A 20,530-nucleotide genomic window follows, 5' to 3' on the forward strand; every position below is an offset into this window, starting at 1 on the left:
AAGATTTCCAGGAGTAAGAGCATTGTCGAACGTAAATTTCAATTTGCGACGAGGCGAAATTCACTCACTCATGGGTGAAAATGGGGCAGGGAAATCAACGTTAATAAAGGTATTAACCGGAGTATATGAAAAAGATGAGGGCACGTTTTATTTAGATGGCAAACCCATCAATCCGGTCTCACCCCAAGATGCACAGCACTTAGGGATCAGTACTGTGTATCAAGAAATCAATTTATGTGAAAACCTTTCGGTTGCGGAAAATATCTTTATCGGCAGGGAACCAAAGAAACGTGGACGTATTGATTGGAAAGAAATGAATCGAAGGGCAGAAACGATCCTAACCGAACGGCTGAAAATCAATATTGATGTAACGAAAATATTATCGTCATATTCAACTGCGATTCAACAAATGGTAGCGATTGCACGGGCGATTGATATATCGAGCGGTGTGCTGATTCTTGACGAGCCGACATCCAGCTTAGATAAAAATGAAGTGAAGCAATTGTTTGATGTAATGAAGAACTTAAAAAGTGAGGGAATGGGAATTGTCTTCATTAGTCATTTTTTAGATCAAATATTTGAAATTACGGATAGAATCACCATTTTGAGAAACGGGGAACAAATCGGTGAATATTTAACCAGTGAGATTTCAAGAACCGAACTTGTCTCAAAAATGATCGGCAGGGAATGGGGAGAAGATTCGAACCAAGTGAATAAGAGGGCTAGAAAAGGACCTCAACAGGTGTTAATTAGTGCACAAAAAGTAGGAAGAAGAGGGATGATTAACCCGATTGATTTTAACTTGAGGAAAGGGGAAATTTTGGGCTTAGCCGGGTTATTAGGCTCAGGAAGAACCGAGCTGGCCAAGGTTCTTTTCGGAATAGAAAAAGCCGACGAAGGGTTGCTGACCATAGATAACAAGCATATTCGGTCCATGACACCAAAGGCCGCAGTGGACAATGGACTAAGCTTTTGTCCAGAAGACCGAAAAGTCGAAGGAATTGTGAATGATTTATCGATTAGAGAAAATATTATCTTAGGCCTGCAAACAAAGAGAGGATTATTTAAGTTTATTCCCATGAAAGAGCAGAGGGAGATTGCTCAAAAATACATTGATTTGCTAAGTATTAAAACACCTAGTATGGAAGAAAGAATCGAAAATTTGAGTGGCGGAAATCAGCAGAAGGTCATCCTTGCAAGATGGCTGGCAACAAATCCTAAACTATTAATCTTAGATGAACCAACAAGAGGGATTGATGTCGGGTCAAAGGTAGAAATCCGTAAGCTGATTCTAGACTTAGCAGCGAAGGGGATTTCGATTCTGTTTATTTCCGCAGAGCTGGAAGAAATGGTTGCCTGTTGTGACAGAGTAATTGTACTGCGTGATCGGAAAAAAATCGGGGAATTAGATCGGTCTGAGATGAGTGAATCAAGAATTATGGATATGATTGCGGAGGGAGAACTAATCCATGAAACATAACATATACAGGTTTTCTCAGATGAAAATATTTTGGCCGCTGGTGGCTTTGGGGATCCTCCTTCTATTAAACTTCTTTTTTATCCCGGGTTTTTTTTCGATCAAGATTAAAGACGGACATTTATTTGGAAGTTTAATCGACATATTAAATCGGGTCATGCCGCTACTAATCATTTCTCTTGGGATGACACTCGTCATTGCTAAAGAAGGGATTGATATCTCAGTTGGCTCTGTCTTAGCAATCTCGGGGGCGCTGGCTTCTTCCATGATGGAAAATTCATCTGTTTGGACAGCACTGTTGGCCGCTGTTGCAGTCGGAATCATCTGTGGTTTTTGGAATGGAATCTTAATATCCGTCTTTGAAATCCAGCCGATGGTAGCAACTTTGATTCTTTTGACAGTCGGAAGGGGGATTGCCCAATTAATTACTGGCGGGCAGATTCTTTCCATTGACAATGAGCTTTATCAATATATCGGCTCAGGATTTCTGTTGGGACTGCCATTTCCTATTTATATCGGTGCTGTGATATTTCTCATTATGATGTATTTAAAGAAAAGGACAGCAATGGGGCTTTTTCTTGAATCGATTGGAAACAACATAACAGCCAGTAAGTTTGCAGGAATCCAGCCAAAGAAAATCATCTTATTGGTTTACAGCATTTGCGGCGTTTGTGCGGCCATTGCGGGTATTATCGTGAGTGCTAATGTTAGCAGTGCGGATGCGAATAATGCCGGTTTGTGGATTGAATTAGATGCGATTTTAGCCGTTGTGATTGGGGGAACATCCATGCGCGGCGGCCGATTCTTTCTTGGAGGAACAATAGTGGGTGCATTATTTATTCAAACGCTTTCAACTACCATTTATTCAGTGGGAATTAATCCTCAAATTGTGATGATTGTAAAAGCAATTGTGGTCATTCTCGTTTGCTTATTCCAATCTCAAGAATTTAGAAAGATATTTTTAAAGTTTAATAAAAAGAAGGTGTCCTTCTCATGAAACCGTTTACCTTTAGTTTGAAGGAGAATCATATTTTTATCCTTGCTACTACTGTCCTCATTCTCCTGTTATATGGATATGGTTCCTTTTCCTTTACCGGATTTTTCAGCACACAGGTATTTCTCAATCTTTTCATTGATAATGCCTATTTAATAATCGTAGCTACCGGTTTAGCTTTTGTCATTATTACAGGTGGAATTGATTTATCGGTCGGCGCCTTAGTAGCCTTTGTCAGCATGGTTTCCGCATCATTATTGGAGCAGGGTGTGAATGCCTATATTGTCATCCTGCTGACATTGCTGATCGGGATTATATTTGGTGCCTTTCAAGGATATATGATAGACCGTTTTGATTTACATCCTTGGATTGTCACGCTTGCAGGGATGTTTTTAGCGAGAGGGGCAAGCTTTCTGATTAGTACAGATAGTATCGTCATTACCAATGAAACGTATAGTGCAATTTCTCGGGCAAAAGTCTATATCACAGCAGATAGTTATGTTTCAATCGGTTCCATTGTTGCGATTATAGTAGTAATCATTGCGATTTATATCGCAAAGTTTTCAAAATTTGGACGCAATGTCTATGCCATCGGCGGAAATGTAAAATCAGCTAAATTAATGGGATTGCCGGTAAAACGGACGATTATCATGGTTTATACGCTATCAGGTTTTTGCGCAGCCTTAGGCGGACTAGTGTTTACCTTTTATATGCTGTCAGGATATGGATTACATTTACTCGGGATGGAAATGGATGCCATTGCTGCATGTGTCATTGGCGGGATTTTGTTAACAGGTGGATTTGGCTATTTAATAGGACCGACACTGGGTGTACTAAGTATGGGCATCATCCAAACATTAATTATGTTTCAAGGAACCCTTAGTTCTTGGTGGACTAAGATTGCTGTCGGTTTTCTGCTTTTTCTATTCATCCTCTTACAACGTTTGATTGTGATGAGAAGAAGAAGACAGAAAGTCATTCGGTTAAAAAAACAGCTTGCTCCCTTACCTGTTCATTCACAGCCTGTTTCGAGTGATTCTCATTCATAATAATAAACTTTTTCATTAAGCTAAGGGGAGTGATTGAGGAGTAAGAATTTGCAAGGTTGATAGTTTTATAGGCTTCATCATTTGAAAAACAGGGAGTGTTCACAATGAGAAGAAAAAAGCCAAAAAGAAAATCCATGCTTCACAGGATTTTGGTGTTTGTCCTCGTACTTTTTACTATTTTCCCAGCGTTATCCCAGGATAAAGCAGGGGCGGCGGCTGTCGAGGAAAAGGATACACCAAGCACCTTTAAAAACCCGATTGTACAGGTTTCAGGAAGTGGGGGGTCGGCTGACCCAAGTCTGGTTTATAAGGATGGGTATTATTATTACGTGAAATCGAATAAGGATGCCTCGATTATTGTGGCAAAGGCCAAACGGCTCCAAGATATTGGAACGGCACCACGTGTGACGGTGTACACGCCGCCAAGCGGGACCCAGTACTCCAAAGAGATTTGGGCGCCTGAAATACAATACCTCAATGGAAAATGGTATATCTATTTTGCAGCGGATGATGGGCGAAATGAGAATCATCGCATGTATGTCCTCGAAGGGAATTCTCAAGACCCGCAAGGCACCTACACCTTTAAAGGGAAAATCAGCGATCCGACTGACAGTTGGTCGATAGATGGAATGGCCTTCCAGAAGGATGATGGTTCGTTGTATTTTGTCTGGTCCGGCTGGCGTAACGCCAATGATGGCATGCCGCAGCGCACCTATATTGCTCCGATGAGCAATCCTTGGACCATCAGCGGACCGAGAGTGGAAATCTCATCGCCAACAGAACCGTGGGAAGGGACGCTCCAGGAAGGACCGGAAGTCATCATCAAGAATGGAACGATTAACCTGATTTATTCAGCCAATGCAAGCTGGATGGATGATTATGTGTTAGGCCAATTAACCAATACAGACGGCAATGTGTTAAACCCAGCATCTTGGGTCAAGAAAAAAACACCGGTATTTGTGAAGAATCCACAAGGCGAAGTGTTTGGTCCGGGACATCACAGTTTTGTAAAGTCACCTGATGGGAAAGAAGATTGGATTGTTTATCATGCCTTCAAGAATTCCAATGGCGGGTGGGGAAACCGCAGTGTGAGAGCGCAGAAATTCACCTGGAATGAGGATGGAACACCGAACCTAGGTACCCCAGCGGCCTATGGAGCGGATATACTGGAACCTTCAGGCACACCAGCTGTAACAAGGTATGAATACGAAGCAGAAAACGCAAAAGTAGGCGGGATTGCTTTTGTGCGTAACTCCGCGAATGCATCAGGCGGTAAAGTAGTTGGCAGAATCGATAATGAAACCGATTTTGTTCAATTTGATGTCGAGGTGGCCGATTCAGGTCTATACACACTTGTGGTAATGGCAGCCAATGGCACAGCAGCAGGTGCTGCGACACAACACAATGTTATCGTCAACGGCGGACCCGCTCAAGTCATTGAATATCAGAATTATGGCTGGGAGAATTATAATCCAACATCGATGGATGTCAGCTTAAATGCTGGAAAAAACACGATCAAGATTTCAAAGAAAACGAACTTTGCCGAGCTCGACCGGATTGTCCTGCAGCCAGTAGAGACGACAGATACCAAGGCAGCAGTCGAAACCGTCAATTTTACGAATAAAGAAACTGCTATCAAAAAAGGAGAAACCGTTACCGTTAAAGCCAGCATTCGGCCAATTGCCGGGACGGATAAAAATCTAAAGCTATCAACTTCCGATGCGAAGGTTGCAACCGTATCCGAATTGGGGAGAGACTCTGCTACAGGAACAGTTTCATTGGCCATTAAAGGAGAAGCAGCTGGCACAGCCGTCATTAAGGCAGAAACAGCCGATGGAAAAGTGGCAGCCGAGCTGACCGTAACGGTCCGTGGAGAACCAGGCGAACCCGATCTATCTGCCTTTACAGTCGACCAATTTGATCAAACCACCTTAGATAATCGCTGGAGCATCTTCCAGGAAAGCAAGCAGGACTGGAGTTTAACGAAGAACCCTGGCAAGATGACAATTCGTACGACACCGACAGACATTTATCAAGATAATAACAGCCAGAACAATGTATTTCTCCAAAATATAGAACAGGGGAAAGATTTTGAGATTGTCACCAAAGTGACACTTCCGATTGCGAAAAACCACCAGCAGGCAGGCCTGTTCGTTTGGCAGGATGCGGATAACTTAGTCAAGCTTGCCCATGTTTGGGTGGATGGACCAACCATTGAAACTGCTTACGAAATCAAGAGGGTATACCAAAAGCCTGGTAACTTTGCGGCCCATCCTGGCGGCAATACCATGACCTTGAAAATAAGGAAAGTAGGCAGCCTGTATACGACCTATTATTGGAATGGGTATGAATGGATTCAAGCGGCTGATTCCCTAACAGCCGACCTAAAAAATATCAAAGTCGGTTTTTATGCCAACAATATCGTAGCCACGAATGACCGAATCGATGCGGTATTTGAGTACTTTGCCGTCCGGACCATGACCGGGGGAGTGGAGCTGGAAGAAGATAAGCTTACTTTAAACGTATCGGAATCAAAGCAATTAAAGAATGCAGGCCCAAGTGAAAAGGTCAAATGGAGTTCGAAAAATCCTTCGATTGCGACCGTATCGGAAAATGGTTTGGTTCAAGCCAAAGCCCCTGGAAGAACGGTGATTAAGGCAACAGATGAATCAGGCACCTATGCGGATGAGGTCGTGGTCACCGTTGCGAGTGAAAAACAGCAGCCTGCATTCGAAGATCATTTTAATGACCAAGAAGCGGACGGTTGGAAGACTTACGGCGGCACATGGTCTGTCAATGAAGGAAAATATACAGTGAAAAGCGGCCCAGGCTATAAAGCGGTTTTAGAAAACCCTGAATTCACGGATTATATTTTAGAAGCTGATGTCCAAGTTACAAGCGGGACGGAGGCAGGACTGATTTTCAGAGCATCTGATTTGGCTGTAGGAGCAGATGCGCTTGAAGGCTATTTCCTCGGAATTAATCCAAAGAACCAGTATGCTGTTCTTGGGCAATTCAAGGATGGTAAGTGGACGGAGATCGCCCAAAGAAAAATTCCGGTTAAATATAATGAAACCTACCACTTGAAAGTGGTTTTATCTGAAGGGCATATTCAAGCGTTTATTAACGACAACCCGTTAAATACGAATCCATATCCTAAATTCGATTTAGTCAGCAATACCCATTTGAGTACGGGAAAAGTAGGTTTTAGGACATTTAATGCCGATGCCACATTCGATAACTTAAAGGTGACGCCTTATGTGGAGAAAATCACCGGCCCGACTTATACGAATTCCGTCATGCCAGGAGTTGCCGATCCATATGTGCTTTATTATGAAGGCACGTATTATCTATACGGCACACATACGGCGGATTGGCCGAATATGCAAAATGGAATCAAGGTATATACTTCCACCGATCTGGTGAACTGGAAGGAACATGATGAATGGGCGCTGCACCGGGATAATTCCTGGGGAGAAAAACAATTCTGGGCTCCAGAAGTCATAGAGAAAAACGGAAAATTCTACATGTATTACGCCGTACAAGAACGGTTAGCGGTTGCGACCAGCGACTCGCCATTAGGACCATTTGTCCAGGAGACCATGGAACCGATTCATCCGAATACGCCAGAAATCGATGCGCACATTTTTACGGACGATGATGGTAAACGCTATATGTATTTTGTCCGCTTTGAAGGTGGCAATGTCATTTATGTGGCAGAGTTAAATGATGATATGAAATCAATTAAAGAAGATACCGTGAAGTTTGTGATGCGTGCTACACAGGAATGGGAAAAGAGTCCAAAACAGCCTTCCGCTTCAATCAATGAAGGAGCGTTTGTCATCAAGCATAATGGTACCTATTATTTAACCTACTCCGGGAATCACTTTGAAAGTCCGGATTATGGGGTTGGTTATGCGACCGCCCCAACGCCAACGGGACCATGGACTAAGTACGAATACAACCCGATTATGAAATCGAACATTATCGTACCGGGTGCGGGTCATCACTCGTTTATCCATTCACCAGATGGGACCGAATTGTTTATGGTTTACCATACACATAATAGTACGAAAGCGACAGAACCGAGAAAACTGGCGATTGACCGAGTCCATTTTGTTCCACAGGTAAATGGACCAGACATCATGGAGGTTTGGGGCCCGACCATCACCCCGCAGCCAATGCCATCGGACAAATGGCTGCTGGAGTCGGTTAACCTGAAAGCAGATCTTACAACCTTGACCCGAAACCAAACAGCTATCCTCGAAGTAAGCGGCAAGTATAGAAATGGGGAGTCGGCAGACTTGACGAAAGCTTCCATTGACTATGTTTCTAGTAACGAAGAAGTCATCAGTATCCAGGAAGGAAAGCTGGTGGCACATCATACAGGGACTGCTGAGGTTTTTGTGAAGGTAAAAATAAACGGCCGAACCGTAAAATCGAACGTTCTAACGGTTGAAGTAACCACCAGTATCAATTCTATCAAACAACTGGTTGAAGGATACGAAAAGGAGAAAGACATCAGTCAGCCATTGGCCGCCCAATTAACGAACAGCCTTGATCAAGCTTCCCATCAGCTGAAGCTGGGAGATAAACAACAAGCAATTAAGAAAATGAACGATTTACTCAAGCATCTAAACAATGAAGCGATGAGTAAATTCATTACCGAAGAAGCGAAACGAATCCTCAATGAAGACGCAAGGTCGTTAATCAATTTATGGGAGTAGTTTAGGAAGTAAGATTAATAGATGTAGAGGGATAGCGGTGTACTGCTGTCCCTTTTATCTGAAAAAGGAGATGACAGAAGTGAAGACTAGCGTAACTGGTATTCAACAAATAGTAGATGAAGTGACCGGCCATTTAAAAAATGGCATTATCCCTTTTTGGCTGAACAGGGGGTACGACAAAGAATATGGCGGATATTTCACCTGTTTTGATTCAGAAGGCTCATATGGTGAGGATACGGATAAATATTTGGTAACCCAATGCAGGATGATTTGGGGATTTTCAGCATTTTCCCAATTATATCCGGAGGAGAAAAATCTTCTCCATTTTGCCGAGCAGGGAGTAAACTTTCTCTTAGATCATTTTTGGGATCATGCACATGGAGGTTGGTATTGGAAGGTCAAAAGAGATGGTACACTTATTGACCCCGGTAAAGTAGTTTACGGTCAAAGTTTTGCTATCTATGCATTATCACAATACTACCAGGCAGCAAAAGAACCATTAGCGCTTGAGTGTGCGGAAAAAACCTTTAATCTTTTACAAATTTATTGTACCGATACATTGAACGGCGGATATTATGAAAACCTTGAAAATGATTGGCAAGTTTCTCCGGAAGGATTTTGTGGAGGCGGCCGAAAATCTCTTGATGTCCATATGCACCTCCTTGAGGCGTATACTGTGCTGGTTCAATGCACCCAAAAAGAACACCACAAGAGAAAATTACAAGAAATTATCGACCTTATCATGAAATATATGATCAATCATGAGGATGGATGTGGCCGCAATCAGTTCGATCTCACATTTAAGCCAATACCTGCCATATCCATTAGAAGGACTTGGAATGCGGAAAGACAGGGGTCTCAAACGATAGAAGAACCAAGAGATACTACCTCTTACGGACATAATTTAGAGCTAGTATGGCTATTGAATAGAGCGGGGGAAGTTCTTGGCCTGCCTGCGAACCATTTTTATGAACTAACGAGAAAAATAGCCTGCCACACGTTAACCTATGGTTACGATAGCGAATTAGGCGGTGTATACAGAGACGGTCCACATCAGGGCACCGCCTATATTCAAGATAAAGAATTCTGGCAGAACCAAGAAGTATTAGTCGGTTTTTTGGATGCTTATGTAATCGTACATGATGAGAAACTCCTTGAAGCTTTTCAGAAAACATGGGAATTTTCCAAGAAATATCTCATTAATTGGGAACAGGGTGAATGGCATCAATTAGTAGATAGGGAAGGGAATATTCTGATTGGAGACTTAGGTAACCCGTGGAAGGCTTGCTATCATTCAGGACGTTCCATGTTAGAGGTTAAAAAGCGTCTAGAAGAAATACTAGTTTTAAGTATATGAGTGAAGTAGAAGGTTCTCCTTCTACTTTTTTCTGGTTTATATTAAGCAGGGGCAAAAAAACAGTTATATCAGAAAATTGCAAATCTTAACGTCAATTTGCAAATACTCTTCTTTAAATTCTTGGTAAAGTTGTTAGTGTAAACAAGTATAAGAGGGGGAGATTATTACCATCATTTGTAAGCGTGTTCATCACTAAAACTACTATTAATGGAGGTAGAGAGCAGAAAATGAAGAAAAAGTTATTAGTCTATTTATCTGTCATGACCATTGGTCTTTCACAGGCGGTTGGACTTAGTGGGTCACCAGCATCATCAGCAAGCGCAGAAACAATTGAAAAAGCTCATGGACTAAAAGGAGAATATTATACCTCTTCAGGTCCTGGAAAATTTGACTTTAATGAATTAAAAACCACTATAGTCGATTACAATATTAATTTTCCAGATTTAGAACCATCATTAAATTTGTTTACGGGTCAACAGGATGACGTGAACGTTAGGTGGACAGGTAAAATTGTCCCAGAGCATACCGAAGATTACACATTTTATATGATTGGGGACAATGGTTTCAGGGTTTGGATTGACGGCAAATTAGCCATCGATTTTTGGCAGGATAAATGGGATCTTGAACAAAAGAGTGCACCTATTTCATTAGAAGCCGGAAAAGAATACGATATCAAAGTGGAATACTTTGAAAACTACGGCGGCTCGAATCTTAGACTCTATTGGGCCAGTCCAAGTACAGAAAAACAAATTGTCCCAAACAGTGCCTTTTACCTTCCTGATGGGTACAGTGTAAGTGATGATATCCAAACGATAAAAGTTTTAGAAGATGGGAAACATGTGGAATTGGCCTTTAAAGAGGAACTGGCTGAATTGCCAAAAGGGCTTCAGGAACATTTTAAAGTGAACCTAAGCGGACGTTCATGGGAAATTGATCAGGTTTCATTAAAGCAAGGTGACCCTAAAACAATTGTCCTTCAGACCACTGCGTCAATTTATCAAAGATCGGCAAATAATGTGTTAGTCAGTTACGATGGCAAAGGCAAAATCGTAACAAAAGAGGGGAAAGAGGTAGCTCTATTTATCAACAGGGCGGAGAACCTCTCTCAATTTAACATTGAATCACCGTGGGCGGAAAAAGTGGACACTGCTAATGTCTTGCCGGAATATCCGCGTCCCCAGTTAGTACGGGACAATTGGATGAACCTTAATGGGAAGTGGGAGTTTCAGCGTGCAGCAGCAGGAGAAGCCGTTCCGACCGGTAAACAACTAAAAGAATCGATTTTGGTTCCATTTGCAGCCGAATCTGAGTTATCCGGAATTGACCGGCAAGAGAAACATATGTGGTATAAGCGAAGCTTTACAGTACCATCCAATTGGAACGGCGATAGAGTCAAATTGAATTTTGATGCCGTTGATTATAAGGCGGTTGTCTATGTAAATGGAACAAAGGCAGGGGAGCATACTGGCGGTTATGATTCCTTCAGCTTCGATATTACCGATCAATTAGTAAAAGGCAGCAATGAATTAATCGTTGAAGTCTATGACGAGACTTCCGGCGGGCAGGCAAGAGGAAAGCAAACAACGAACCCGGAAGGTATTTGGTATGAATCTACTTCAGGAATCTGGCAATCTGTTTGGTTAGAACCGGTTGCAAAGGCACATATTGAATCAATCAAAACGGCTGCAGATATTCATGAAGATAAAGTGAATGTAACGGTTGGTGGTCAGAACCTGGAAAACAAAACAATCGAGGCCGTTGTCTATCAAAAAGGAAAGAAAGTCGGAACGGCTGTTGGGAAAGCGGGGGAAACCTTTGCTGTCTCTGTACCAAATCCACACTTATGGACGACGACTGACCCGTATTTATATGATTTGCAAGTCCATGTAAAGGAGAATACTAAAGTTTTAGATACGGTGAAGAGTTATTTCGGAATGAGGGAAATTTCTCTTGGAAAAGTAAATGGCCAGCTTCGTCCATTGTTAAATGGTGAATTTATTTTCCAAATGGGGCCATTAGATCAAGGATACTGGCCGGAAAGTGGTTTAACCGCACCTACAGATGAGGCCTTAAAATTTGATATTGAAAAGACGAAAGATCTTGGTTTCAATATGATCCGGAAACATATCAAAGTGGAGCCTGAGCGCTGGTACTATTGGGCAGACAAATTAGGAATGATTGTATGGCAGGATATGCCAAGCATGGAAGGTTCGGGCGCAGGGGCAAGAGCCACGGCTGCCGATCGGAAGCAATATGAAAAGGAATTTAACGAAATGATTCAAGAGAGGTACAATCATCCATCCATTTTCTTATGGACTGTCTTTAATGAGGGCTGGGGCCAATATGATACGGTCCGGATGACAAACTGGGTGAAGAGTCTAGACCCAACTCGGCTGGTCTCCAATGCCAGCGGTTGGACGGATGCAGGGGCAGGCGATGTATTAGACTGGCATACCTATACCGCTCCTAAATCACCGCAAGTAGAAGAAAAACGAATGGCTGTTATTGGGGAATATGGCGGACTTGGTTTAGCAACACCAGGACATGAGTGGGGCACAACCGGCTGGAATTACGTCATGATGAAGGATAAGGAAGAAGTCACCAAAACGTATGTCAATTATATTGAATCGTTAAAACACTATATGTATGCGAATGGTCTAAGCGCAGCAGTTTACACTCAAACGACCGACGTAGAAGGTGAATTGAATGGGCTAATGACCTATGACAGAAAGATTGTGAAGATGGATGAAGACCGGGTACGTGAAGCCAACCAGTCCTTAATCGCGTTATCATCTGCAAAAGTGGTATTAAAAGAAAAAATTGACAATGCTGATGCCACTAAGAAGAATGCGAAAAAAGGAGATAAGCCTGGAGAATATTCAAAAGAAGCCATTGAGTTTTTGAAAGACTCGATAAAAGCAGCAAACAAGGTTTACCACAATCCACGTTCTACGTCTGAGGAGCAATTTGCTGCTGTTAACACTTTAACCAAACAGCTCTCGGAGTTTAAGGATATGGTTATTCCTCCAATTGAAGCAGGGGCTCAAGTGGATCAATTTGATAGCTCTACATTGTCACAAGCTTGGTCGATTTTCCAAGAGGATGTTTCGAAATGGAGTCTAACAAAAAATCCAGGTAAATTATTGATTACAGCACAACAAGGCGACTCACATGAGGGGAACAATTCCATTAAGAATGTTTTCCTTCAGGATGCTCCTTCTGGCGACTTTGAAATTACGACAAAACTGAACGCTTCTGTAAAAAATAACCATGAGCAAGGCGGTTTATACATTTGGCAGAATGCAGATAATTATGTCCGTTTTGGTCACGTATGGGATAATGGCTTAAAGCTAGAAACCGCTAAGGAAGAAAATGCAAAGTATAGTAAAGCACAAAACATTTCTCAACATCCTGGTGATGACACGGTTTACTTGAAAATTAAGAAAACCGGAAATGTCATTTCCACCTTTTTCTGGGCAAATGGGGAATGGCAAAAAGCAGCAGATCCGATTACAACAAATATAAATGTAAGCAAGGTAGGAATTTATGGAGCTAGTCCTGTAAGCGGGCAGCTAGTCCCGATGACCTTTGATTATTTTACACTTCAAAGTCTTCAATAATTATTTACAAAGGCTGACCCAAAAAGTCGTCAAGGATGACGACTCTTTTGGGTCAGTATTTTTTTACTCTTTTTTGCTCACATAAAAACAATGGACACTTAAGTCTTGTCATTCGAAACACCCCTAACTTTAGTTAGGAGAATCTTAAGGAACAACTTCAAAAACAGTTCCTTGGTTAAAATCAGTCACTTTCATAGAGCCATGCACTCCTAAATATAATCTTGTTTGATCCAGATTCGTTCCCAAACTAACATAATAAGCTGATTGAGAACCAAAATGATCATCGGTTTCAATCATACTAAAATCATTTAGTTTCCCATCATTTCTTACCCTGGTGTAAGCTAAAACCCCTCTAACCGGAGGTCGAGATTCTTCATGTCTCGCAAGATCGGAAAACACAACGCTTCCAGTTAAAGCGGGGATTCCATTCCCCATATAGACTTGTACTCCAGTCAGGGCAGTTCCTCCAAATTTATCGGGGCGGAGGTCTTTATGAAAATAACTAGTTAAAGGCTGAAGACGCTTCACTGACGATTCTACTGCTTCGTTGAAATAAGCAATGGATTTCTCATCGTAAGTTGGATTACCTGAACAGTCACGTATGATCGAAGTAGGAAAAGCACCTTCCCACCCTCGCCAGCCGAAGTTAATAAATCCTTCTTGATCAGGTTCGATGTTTCTTAAAGTGGCTTGAACGAGCTGCGTAACCGGTATGGGTTTATATTGAACGAATGAAAAAATGGTCTCTGCCAAATCCTGTCCGACATTTCCGACATATTTGATATATTGGTTATAAAACTTTTGAAATGAGATACCTGGTATATTGCGAACACCTTTGGCTATTACCGTAAGGGTTTCCTGAATAGGTACGGGAAGTTCATCAAAACGTGTGACAACTGGTGGAGTATCGATAGATGTATTCTTCATCAGGTCAATTTCAATAATTTTTCCGGCTATTTCCATATTATCCTGGCTTAAATTGAATGGATCATATCCTGACCCGCCATCTCCAGTTGTTAAAATAAGTTTTCCTGTTTCAGGTGAAAAGTTTAAGCTATTGACACCATTATGATTCAGAAAGGGTCTTCTTAAGTTAAGTAAGGTCCGTCGTTTTTGAGGTTGGCCATTCGCTTGTAACATCCATTCTTCCACTGTATCAATATGATCATATTGTGTTTCTCTATTGTTCCACTTCATGTGTAAAGTTTTGGGATCACACGGGTTAGGCTTAAAATGTTCAGAAAGAGCAGTAGGTCCTTGTGTTCCAGCTGCTGAATAATGAAGATAAAATAGACCGTTATAATAAAATTGGGGATGAAAAGCTAATCCCAGCAATCCCCGTTCATCATAGCCGCCTGAACCGCCTAGTTTTAGGATTCGCTCACCGATATTTAAAAAAGTCCGTATAACTCCATTGTGTATGTAAAAGATCTCACCTACCTGGGTTGCAATAAATAAGCTTTCCATTGAGTCACCGGGAAGTATAGTTGTTTTCACAACAGTGGGTAAATTGATCTTACTAACAATGGGCCGTAACCGAACCTTCACTTTTTTCAACTAACTTTCAACTCCCTCATATTGTTTATTTCTATAAAAATATGAATGGAACTGTTCTATTAGTACCAATATGGAGTGGGGGATTCTGATTGCTTAGTACCAAGGTTCTGCAAAGGGTCAGTGGAATTTTTGATGAAAATTTGCCGTGGGAACGGTAGATTATTGCTTTTGGTAGGATTTTTTATGGAATTTTTCGATGTACCTGAACATTCCCTTTCCGGAAACTGGGATATTGAGACCGGTATTGAGGCCAAGCACCATCGCCGTATAGGGTTCGGGAACCCAAATATATTGATGTGTATAGTCGGTCAACCGTTTAAATCCACACTTCTCCCAGAACTGAATTCGGGAAATGTTTTTAGGCGTGGGCTCAGCTTCCGCTTCCAGCAAGACAAAATCAAAAGTGCCCTTTTCAAGAGCCCACCCTGTTAATTTACGTACAAACTCTTTCCCGATTCCTTGACCTCGTACATCCTTTTTGATAGTTAGATAATCTATCAGTAAAATTCGTGAATCTGGAATGAAACCAGTCAAAGCCATCCCCACTACATCATTTCCTATGATTGCAAGGTGAAGCGAACACAGTTGCTTTTTAAACATATTTTGGATAACTTTCTCCGGCTTGCCGCCATGATTTCCAAATGCCTCAACATACATACTTTTTACTTTTTGCCATAACGTTTCATCCCACTGGTCGCTCGTCATTACTTGCATTGTACAAAGCCCCTAGCTGTCTTTTTTATATTATTAACAAAATACGGTCGGTAAAATCATGAAATAGGAAGCATCCTTGCCTCGGAATGCTTGAAGGATGTGCAGGAACTAAAGAAGGAGTTATTCCCTTTGTTGAAGAATATAAGGATTGTAATCATAAAGTTTATGCTTGGACAACTTGCTAGAGTATCTTGACTGGAATTTTGGTCCATTCTTGTCTTATAAACATGATCAGAAAATTAAGGAGGAATAACGATGGCAGAGCAAAAAATCGTTCCGCATTTATGGTTTGACAAGGAGGCAAGGGAAGCAGCCGAGTTTTACGTAACCGTGTTCCCAGACTCGAAAATTACAGATAGAACAACTATCCATGACACACCTTCAGGCGACTCTAGAATGGTCACATTTGAGCTGTGGGGGCAGAAATTTATGGCCATTAGCGCAGGCCCGTATTTCAAAATCAATCCGTCGGTCTCTTTCATTGTTAATTTTGATCCATCACGGGAAAAGGACGCAAGTGAAAAAATAAATGAGGTTTGGAATCATTTGTCTGACGGTGGGATAGTTTTAATGCCACTTGATAAATATCCATTCAGTGAAAGGTTTGGCTGGATTCAAGATAAGTATGGTGTGTCATGGCAGCTAATGCTAACTAATCCAGAAGGTGAAGAGCGGCCTGCAATCGTGCCATCCCTTTTGTTTGTCGGTGATCAATACGGTAACGCGGAAGCGGCGATTAGTTTTTATTTATCCATTTTTAAGAACTCCAAGCAAGGACTAATCGTGCGCTATCCTAAAGGGATGGAACCTGAAAAAGAAGGAACCATCATGTTCTCGGATTTCAGTTTAGATAATCAGTGGTTTTCCGCAATGGATAGTGCGCACGATCATAAATTCCGGTTTAACGAGGCAATCTCCTTTATGGTTTACTGCGACACACAAGAAGAGATTGATTACTATTGGGAAAAACTCTCTGCGGTTCCTGCATCAGAGCAATGTGGCTGGCTAAAAGATAAGTTTGGTGTATCCTGGCAGATTGTGCCTAGTGAGATGAACGAGATGATGAGCAAGGGGACACCTGAGCAACTTGCCCGCGTAACGAAAGCATTTCTTAAAATGAAGAAATTTGATCTTGTGGAATTACAGAAAGCATATAAGGGGTAATGAGAACAATTGTAGAATCCTTCTCATTATTTGTTGAATAACTCTTGGTTTTGTAGAATCCTTTGTCTTTAACTGAACATGTGAGGAGTGACATTGAAATGAAAATTGAGCATGTGGCCGTCTGGGTCAAAGACATAGAAGCAATGAAGAAGTTTTATGAAACGTACTTTAATGGGACCGCCAACTCCAAGTATCATAATAAAGATAAGCAATTTCAATCGTATTTTCTTACGTTTGCCGGGGGGGCACGTTTAGAGATTATGTGTAAGTCTGGCATAGATAAGCCAAATCAGGATGATCAGATTGGCTGGGCTCATATTGCCATTTCTCTAGGAAGCAGGGAGTCTGTCAACCAAATGACAGCTCGCCTGCAAAATGATGGGTACCGCCTTGTTAATGGGCCTCGTGTTACTGGGGACGGCTATTATGAGAGTGTGATAGAAGACCCAGAAGGCAATCTATTAGAATTGACTGTCTAATATGTGGTAAGGGAATTTTAGAGAATTCAAATACATATTTTTTTAGTGGAGCTGCTCATACTGCTGGGCAGCTCCATTTTGTATGTTCGGAATACGAAGTTGACAGGGGTTACCGCCTTATTATAACCCGTGAACTTTATGAACAAAATGGATGCAAAGTTTTTAATGCTGTTTAAATGCACAATATATGAAAATTTCAAATTCTTTGTAAAATTAAGAAAACGTTTACAAAAAGTTCACAAAGGGGGAAAAGAAATGTTTTCAGTGAAAAAACTTTCAGCAGTGGTATGTGCTGGGGCATTGGCATTAAGTTTAGGGGCATGCAGTAGTAAAGAAACAGCAAGTACCGGCAAAAAAGAGGAAGCGACAGGCTATCCAACCAAAGCCATCACCGTTGTTGCCCCATCAGGTGCAGGTGGAGGGTGGGATTTAACAGCCCGTTCATTTACAAAGGTACTCGCTGAAACGAAACTTGTCAGTCAGCCTTTAACGGTTGAAAATAAACCGGGCGGAGGCGGTGCCGTATTTATGGCAGAGTACGCAACACAGCATGCCGCTAATAACGATATGCTTTTCGTTAATTCACCGCCGATTGTCATCAACAATCTGAAAAAAGAAGGAAACAGCCCCTACGGATACAAAAATACAACACCATTAGCACAGCTGACAAAGGATTACGGTGCGATTGTTGTCAAAGCGGATTCAACATTTAAAGATTTAAAATCTGTATTAGAAGAAGTGAAGAAGGATCCGACCAAACTTACCTTTGCAGGGGGATCTGCACCAGGTTCAATGGACCATTTGATTTCAATTCTTCCAGCCTATAAATACGGAGTCGATCCCACCAAAATAAAATATGTTTCCTACGACGGCGGTGGAGAAGCCATAACAGCATTGCTGGGAGGAAATGCTGATGTCATCGGTACAGATGCCTCCAGTGTAAAGGAATTTTTAAAAGCTGGTAAGATCCGTGTGTTAGCAATTACGGCAACAGAGCGTTTATCAGGTGATTTTAAGGATGTTCCTACAGCAAAAGAACAAGGAATTGATGCAGAGTTCACCATTTGGCGCGGAGTATTTGGACCTGAAAAAATGTCTAAGGAAGCAAAAACATATTGGGGTAAAACCATCGATAAGCTAGTACAATCTCCAGAATGGAAAAAAGAAGTCGAAACACAGGGTTGGGAACTAGAATATAAAAACAGTGAGGATTTCAAAAAGTTTTTAGGCGAGCAGGATAAACAAGTCCAGCAATTATTAACTGCATTGGGCATGCAGAAGTAAAAAAGGGAGGAAGGAGCAAAATTCTCCTTCCTTCATTTATTTTTCTAAGGAGGAAACTGAATGGACATTAAATTTGATCGTATTGCATCGGTAGTGTTTTTAGCAGTTGGGATCCTGTTCATTATCGGCTCCAAGCATATCTCAAGTTCCTCGTATGGAAGTGTCGTTGGACCCGATATCTTTCCGTTAATTTTAGGAATCATTTTGGTATTGTTGAGCATTCGCTTATTTTGGGAAACATTTTTAACACGTGGACCAAGAGGGAAGAAAGAAAAATTGGAGTACAAGCCATTTTTAATCATCTTTGCGGCAACCCTGATTTATATTTTGACCCTGGAGACTATTGGCTATGTGATTACTACCTTTCTTTTTCTGCTTGTTTGCTTTCAGACTATGGAACGTGCCAATATCCTGAAATCCTTGATCATTTCCGCTTTATTTTCGGGGGGCGTTTATTACTTATATGTTGAAGTGCTAAAAGGCACACTTCCAGACTGGCCAATTTGGTTTTAATCAAGTCTAATCGAAAGGAGGACGAAAAATGAGTACACTTGACTATTTATTTAACGGTTTTGGGACAGCACTTATTTGGTATAATTTAATCTTTGCCTTTGTCGGGGTCTTAATTGGGACTGCTGTTGGAGTACTTCCAGGGATTGGTCCGATGAGCGGTGTCGCTTTGCTTATTCCCGTAACGGCTTCAATAACGGGGGGGCTTCCTCCTGAACAAGCAGCGACCAGCGCGATCATTTTGCTGGCGGGTGTTTACTATGGAGCCATGTACGGCGGTTCAACTACCTCCATTCTATTAAATACACCGGGGGAATCCTCGTCTGTGGTGACGACATTGGATGGTTATCAGATGGCGAAAAAGGGGAGAGCGGGGAGTGCACTATCCATTGCAGCGATTGGCTCATTTGTAGGTGGTGTTGTCACCATCCTTGCCCTCATCATTTTAGCCAAACCCTTATCCAATGTGGCTCTAAAATTTGGTCCTGCAGAATATTTCTCACTCATGCTATTAGGACTGGGTGCCGTCAGTGGACTAGCAGGAAAATCAGTAACAAAAGCGTTGATTATGACTGTTTGCGGTTTATTGCTTGGAACCATTGGCATTGACAGTGTTTCCGGTATTGCCCGATTCACCTTCGAAGTCCCATGGCTCTTTCAGGGATTAGAATTTTTAACCATTGCTGTTGGCTTGTTTGCCCTTGGTGAAGTATTCAAGACGATTTTGGAAAAGGAAGAGGAAGACGGCGAAGTGGCAAGAATCAACAATTTACTGCCTTCAAAGGAAGAGTTTAAGGAATCCGCAGGACCAATCGCCCGTGGGTCCCTTCTAGGTTTTTTCATCGGGATTTTACCCGGTGCGGGAGCAACGCTGGCATCCTTCTTTTCTTATATTCTCGAAAAAAAGATTTCAAAAAATCCCTCAAAATTCGGAACTGGAACCATTGCAGGGGTAGCAGCACCGGAATCAGCTAATAATGCCGCATCCGGTGGAGCCATGATTCCATTATTAACGTTGGGAATACCTGGATCTGGTACAACCGCGATTTTAATGGGTGCTTTGATGATGTATAATGTCCAGCCGGGCCCGTTATTATTTGAAGATCATCCGCAAGTAGCATGGGGATTAATTGCCAGTATGTTTATCGGCAACATCATGCTGCTAATTCTCAATCTCCCGCTCGTTAAAGTTTTTGCAAAAATTATTCAAACACCGAAGCAATTCTTAATTCCTATGATTATTGCTATCTCTATTTTTGGGGTATATGCAGTTCAGGTTTCGATGTACGATCTTTTGCTGTTACTTGCATGTGGTGTATTGGGTTACTTTTTAAGCAAAAACGATTATCCGATTGCCCCGCTTGTGCTAGGACTTGTTTTGGGACCGATGGTGGAAAATAATTTGCGCCGTGCCCTTACTATTTCAAATGGAGATTATAGTATTTTTGTCACACGTCCCATTTCGCTGGCATTTCTATTAATCACCCTTTTGTGGTTAATTGTTCCACTCGTGTTGAAAAGCAGAGGAAAACGAGTCGTGATCAATGTTGAAGGTTAAAAATTTTTAATTTTTCAAAAACTCCTTTTTATAAGGGGTT

13 protein-coding genes are annotated in these 20,530 nt (G+C 41.7%); 11 read left to right on the top strand and 2 right to left on the bottom strand.

What is annotated here, in order from left to right; genetic code table 11:
* Positions 1 to 22 precede the first annotated feature (22 nt).
* The 6 genes from AC4E8C_RS09260 to AC4E8C_RS09285 all read left to right on the top strand — a co-directional run bounded on the left by AC4E8C_RS09260 (position 23) and on the right by AC4E8C_RS09285 (position 13,224).
* Complete coding sequence (locus AC4E8C_RS09260) at positions 23 to 1,480, top strand: sugar ABC transporter ATP-binding protein (protein ID WP_490211816.1); 1,458 nt, start codon at positions 23 to 25, stop codon at positions 1,478 to 1,480.
* Positions 1,470 to 2,474 (top strand): ABC transporter permease, encoded by a 1,005-nt coding sequence (locus AC4E8C_RS09265; protein ID WP_490211817.1) that lies wholly within the window; start codon positions 1,470 to 1,472, stop codon positions 2,472 to 2,474. The genes AC4E8C_RS09260 and AC4E8C_RS09265 overlap by 11 nt, the downstream gene beginning before the upstream one ends.
* Complete coding sequence (yjfF, locus tag AC4E8C_RS09270; RefSeq protein WP_490211818.1) at positions 2,471 to 3,520, top strand: galactofuranose ABC transporter, permease protein YjfF; 1,050 nt, start codon at positions 2,471 to 2,473, stop codon at positions 3,518 to 3,520. Before AC4E8C_RS09265 ends, yjfF begins: the two co-directional genes overlap by 4 nt.
* A gap of 104 nt (positions 3,521 to 3,624) precedes the next feature.
* Complete coding sequence (locus AC4E8C_RS09275) at positions 3,625 to 8,247, top strand: family 43 glycosylhydrolase (RefSeq protein WP_490211819.1); 4,623 nt, start codon at positions 3,625 to 3,627, stop codon at positions 8,245 to 8,247.
* Between the two features lie 79 nt (positions 8,248 to 8,326).
* Positions 8,327 to 9,604, top strand: a complete 1,278-nt coding sequence (locus tag AC4E8C_RS09280) for an AGE family epimerase/isomerase (RefSeq protein ID WP_490211820.1) — start codon at positions 8,327 to 8,329, stop codon at positions 9,602 to 9,604.
* Positions 9,605 to 9,831: 227 nt separating this feature from the next.
* Positions 9,832 to 13,224 (top strand): PA14 domain-containing protein, encoded by a 3,393-nt coding sequence (locus tag AC4E8C_RS09285; RefSeq protein ID WP_490211821.1) that lies wholly within the window; start codon positions 9,832 to 9,834, stop codon positions 13,222 to 13,224.
* A gap of 144 nt (positions 13,225 to 13,368) precedes the next feature.
* Here AC4E8C_RS09285 and AC4E8C_RS09290 read toward each other — a convergent pair whose 3' ends face one another.
* On the bottom strand, positions 13,369 to 14,781 hold the full coding sequence (locus AC4E8C_RS09290; RefSeq protein ID WP_490211822.1) for a PQQ-dependent sugar dehydrogenase: 1,413 nt from the start codon (positions 14,779 to 14,781) through the stop codon (positions 13,369 to 13,371).
* A 159-nt stretch (positions 14,782 to 14,940) separates the two neighbouring features.
* Positions 14,941 to 15,495 carry a GNAT family N-acetyltransferase gene (locus AC4E8C_RS09295; protein WP_490211823.1) on the bottom strand — a complete coding sequence of 185 codons (555 nt, stop codon included), beginning with the start codon at positions 15,493 to 15,495 and terminating at the stop codon, positions 14,941 to 14,943.
* A gap of 255 nt (positions 15,496 to 15,750) precedes the next feature.
* On the opposite strand from AC4E8C_RS09295, the gene AC4E8C_RS09300 reads away from it, so the two are divergent.
* The 5 genes from AC4E8C_RS09300 (at position 15,751) to AC4E8C_RS09320 (ending at position 20,490) form a co-directional block, all read left to right on the top strand.
* Positions 15,751 to 16,659, top strand: a complete 909-nt coding sequence (locus tag AC4E8C_RS09300; RefSeq protein WP_490211824.1) for a VOC family protein — start codon at positions 15,751 to 15,753, stop codon at positions 16,657 to 16,659.
* A 98-nt stretch (positions 16,660 to 16,757) separates the two neighbouring features.
* On the top strand, positions 16,758 to 17,138 hold the full coding sequence (locus AC4E8C_RS09305) for a VOC family protein (protein ID WP_490211825.1): 381 nt from the start codon (positions 16,758 to 16,760) through the stop codon (positions 17,136 to 17,138).
* Positions 17,139 to 17,393: 255 nt separating this feature from the next.
* The gene (locus AC4E8C_RS09310; RefSeq protein WP_490211826.1) at positions 17,394 to 18,422 is read left to right on the top strand and encodes a Bug family tripartite tricarboxylate transporter substrate binding protein; all 1,029 of its coding nucleotides are present in this window, start codon (positions 17,394 to 17,396) and stop codon (positions 18,420 to 18,422) included.
* A gap of 60 nt (positions 18,423 to 18,482) precedes the next feature.
* Positions 18,483 to 18,935 (top strand): tripartite tricarboxylate transporter TctB family protein, encoded by a 453-nt coding sequence (locus AC4E8C_RS09315; RefSeq protein ID WP_490211827.1) that lies wholly within the window; start codon positions 18,483 to 18,485, stop codon positions 18,933 to 18,935.
* A gap of 28 nt (positions 18,936 to 18,963) precedes the next feature.
* Positions 18,964 to 20,490, top strand: coding sequence for a tripartite tricarboxylate transporter permease (locus tag AC4E8C_RS09320; protein WP_490211828.1), 1,527 nt, complete (start codon positions 18,964 to 18,966; stop codon positions 20,488 to 20,490).
* Positions 20,491 to 20,530: the final 40 nt, after the last annotated feature.

It is taken from the genome of Neobacillus sp. SRL179 (genome assembly GCF_984799095.1).

Coding starts and splice junctions, on each gene's coding strand:
- AC4E8C_RS09265 (WP_490211817.1), top strand. CDS start 1,470: ATGAAACATAACATATACAGGTTTTCTCAGATGAAAATATTTTGGCCG.
- yjfF (WP_490211818.1), top strand. CDS start 2,471: ATGAAACCGTTTACCTTTAGTTTGAAGGAGAATCATATTTTTATCCTT.
- AC4E8C_RS09275 (WP_490211819.1), top strand. CDS start 3,625: ATGAGAAGAAAAAAGCCAAAAAGAAAATCCATGCTTCACAGGATTTTG.
- AC4E8C_RS09285 (WP_490211821.1), top strand. CDS start 9,832: ATGAAGAAAAAGTTATTAGTCTATTTATCTGTCATGACCATTGGTCTT.
- AC4E8C_RS09295 (WP_490211823.1), bottom strand. CDS start 15,495: ATGCAAGTAATGACGAGCGACCAGTGGGATGAAACGTTATGGCAAAAA.
- AC4E8C_RS09300 (WP_490211824.1), top strand. CDS start 15,751: ATGGCAGAGCAAAAAATCGTTCCGCATTTATGGTTTGACAAGGAGGCA.
- AC4E8C_RS09305 (WP_490211825.1), top strand. CDS start 16,758: ATGAAAATTGAGCATGTGGCCGTCTGGGTCAAAGACATAGAAGCAATG.
- AC4E8C_RS09310 (WP_490211826.1), top strand. CDS start 17,394: ATGTTTTCAGTGAAAAAACTTTCAGCAGTGGTATGTGCTGGGGCATTG.
- AC4E8C_RS09315 (WP_490211827.1), top strand. CDS start 18,483: ATGGACATTAAATTTGATCGTATTGCATCGGTAGTGTTTTTAGCAGTT.
- AC4E8C_RS09320 (WP_490211828.1), top strand. CDS start 18,964: ATGAGTACACTTGACTATTTATTTAACGGTTTTGGGACAGCACTTATT.